This is a genomic window from Streptomyces alkaliterrae (assembly GCF_007097205.2).
GTDB classification, from domain to species: domain Bacteria; phylum Actinomycetota; class Actinomycetes; order Streptomycetales; family Streptomycetaceae; genus Streptomyces; species Streptomyces alkaliterrae.
In genome coordinates this window covers 1-2463 of record NZ_VJYK02000503.1, presented here as the reverse complement: position 1 = coordinate 2463, position 2463 = coordinate 1, and the positions used below count along the sequence as shown (strand labels likewise).

The 2463-nt window shown below is 72.0% G+C and carries 3 protein-coding genes; 2 read left to right on the top strand and 1 reads right to left on the bottom strand.

Annotated elements, in window-relative coordinates; genetic code table 11:
* Positions 1-148: 148 nt before the first annotated feature.
* Together hisC and FNX44_RS26120 are read left to right on the top strand one after the other, a co-directional pair.
* A complete protein-coding gene (hisC, locus tag FNX44_RS26125) occupies positions 149-1258 on the top strand; it encodes a histidinol-phosphate transaminase (RefSeq protein WP_143651445.1) in 1110 nt (369 codons plus the stop codon).
* 139 nt (positions 1259-1397) lie between these two features.
* Positions 1398-2138, top strand: coding sequence for an SDR family oxidoreductase (locus FNX44_RS26120; RefSeq protein ID WP_143651444.1), 741 nt, complete (start codon positions 1398-1400; stop codon positions 2136-2138).
* Between the two features lie 20 nt (positions 2139-2158).
* On the opposite strand, the gene FNX44_RS26115 is transcribed toward FNX44_RS26120, so the two are convergent.
* Positions 2159-2463 (bottom strand): cyclophilin-like family protein (locus tag FNX44_RS26115; protein WP_143651443.1); only part of this gene is annotated, 305 nt, incomplete at its 5' end.

The window sequence follows — 2463 nt, the reverse complement described above, 5'->3', positions numbered from 1 at the left end:
AATCGGGGGTGGTCCCGGGTGTCGGTCGGGGGTCGCGGGGCTGGCCCCGCGTAGGCACTACGACTGGGGGCGGATTCCTCATAAGGTGAGTAGTAATGGCGGGTCGGTCGTCCGGTCCGCCCGGTGAAGCCTTGTCGAGGAGGACGGGATGACGGAGAACGCCGAGACGACCGCGCGGACGGTACCGAGGTTGCGAGCGGCACTCGACGGGGTCCCGACCTACCGGCCGGGGCGGCCGGCCGCCGCCGGTCCCGGTGGCAGGCTCGCCTACAAGCTGTCCTCCAACGAGAACCCCTACCCGCCGCTGCCGGGTGTGCTGGAGGCGGCGACCGCCGCCGCCGGTTCCTTCAACCGCTACCCGGACATGGCCTGCGCCGGGCTCTTCGAGGCGCTGGCCGAGCGCTTCGAGGTGCCGCTGACGCATCTGGCGACCGGCACGGGTTCGGTCGGCATCGCCCAGCAGCTGCTGCAGTCCACCGCCGGCCCGGGTGACGAGGTGATCTACGCCTGGCGCTCCTTCGAGGCGTACCCGATCATCACCCAGATCGCCGGCGCGACCGCCGTGCAGGTGCCGCTCACGGAGGGCGAGGACCACGATCTCGACGCGATGGCCGCGGCGATCACCGACCGCACCCGGCTGATCTTCGTCTGCAACCCGAACAACCCGACCGGTACGGCGATCCGCCGGGCGGAGCTCGAGCGCTTTCTGGACCGGGTGCCGGACGAGGTGCTGGTGGTGCTCGACGAGGCGTACCGCGAGTTCGTCCGGGACGAGCAGGTGCCGGACGGCATCGAGCTGTACCGGGACCGGCCGAACGTGTGCGTGCTGCGGACGTTCTCCAAGGCGTACGGGCTCGCCGGCCTGCGGGTCGGCTTCGCGGTCGCGCACGAGCCGGTGGCGGCGGCGCTGCGGAAGACCGCCGTGCCGTTCGGTGTGAGCCAGATCGCGCAGGACGCGGCGGTGGCCTCGCTGCGCAGCGAGGACGCGCTGGCCGAGCGGGTGGCGTCGCTGGTCGAGGAGCGGAACCGGGTGCGGGCCGAACTGCTCGACCAGGGATGGACCGTGCCCGAGACGCAGGCCAACTTCGTCTGGCTGCGGCTCGGTGAGCGCACGCTGGACTTCGCGGCGGCGGCCGAGCGGGCAGGTGTGGTCGTGCGGCCGTTCCCGGGCGAGGGCGTGCGGGTCACGATCGGCGAGACCGAGGGCAACGACCTGTTCCTGAAGGCCACCGCCGAGTTCCGCCAGAACGCCGGCTGACCGACGCCGGGCCGGCCGACGCCGGGCACCGGCCGCCGACCGGCCCGGCCTTGACCTCAACAAGACTTCAACTCCTAGCCTCCGAGCCGGAGAAGGGCCGACCGTCCGTGGTCGGCCCGTGAGAAGTCTGCGAGTTCACATGAGCGTCAAGCCCGCACTTGCCGGCAGCCGGGTCGTCATTACCGGCGCCGCGCGGGACTTCGGCCGGACCCTGGCGATCCAGTTCGCCCGCCAGGGGGCCGAAGTCCTGCTGTCCGCGCGCACGTTGGAGGCGGCGGAGGCCGTCGCCGAGGAGATACGCGCACTCGGTCACGACCGGGTGCGCGCGTACCGCTGCGACACCGGCGACCCGGCCTCGGTGCGCGCGTTCGCCGGTGAACTGCGCGCGCACACCGACCGCGTCGACGTCCTGGTGAACAACGCCGCGCGTTATCTCGCGGGCGAGGACCTGCTGTCCGTCGGTGACGAGGACGTCGTCGACACGATCAACTCCGGGGCCACCGGCACGGTGCTGATGGTGAAGAACCTGCTGCCGCTGCTGCGGAACTCGCCGCGCCCCGACATCGTGAACATGGTCTCGGTGTGCGGGGTCCCGCAGAACCACCGTTCCGAGGGGCACGACGCGTACTACGCGGCCAAGAGCGCCCAGGCCGGCTTCTCGGAGGTGCTGTCCAAGCGGCTGCGGCCGGAGGGCGTGCGGGTGATCTCCCTCTACCCGCCGGACTTCGTCAACCACGACCCGCTCTCCGAGCGGTGGGAGAGCGCCGACCGCACCGCCGACGCGATGCTGACGTCCCAGTCGGTCGCGGAGTGCGTGCTGTTCGCGGTGAACCAGCCCAGGGACTGCTTCATCCGGTCCTTCCACTTCGAGCAGGTCTGACGTATCCGGCTCGGACAGGCCTACGCGCGGGAGACCGTGATCGGGTCGCCGGGGCGGACGGTGGCGAGGAGGCGCGGATCGCCGTCGATCAGCCCCAGCACGTTGCAGGGGCTGGCCAGGCGGCACTCGTCGCCCCGGCTGATGGGGGTGGGCCCGTAGGGCAGGGCGAGCGCGTCGCCGTCGGTCCAGAAGGCGACCGTGCCGGGCTCGACGACCTGGCGGGCGTCGGGTTCGAGCGCGGGGCTGACCGGGGTGCGGAAGTAGACCTCCTCGCCCCACGTCTGCGCGTCCGAGGTGAACTGCAGCGCGTCGAGCAGCGCCCGGG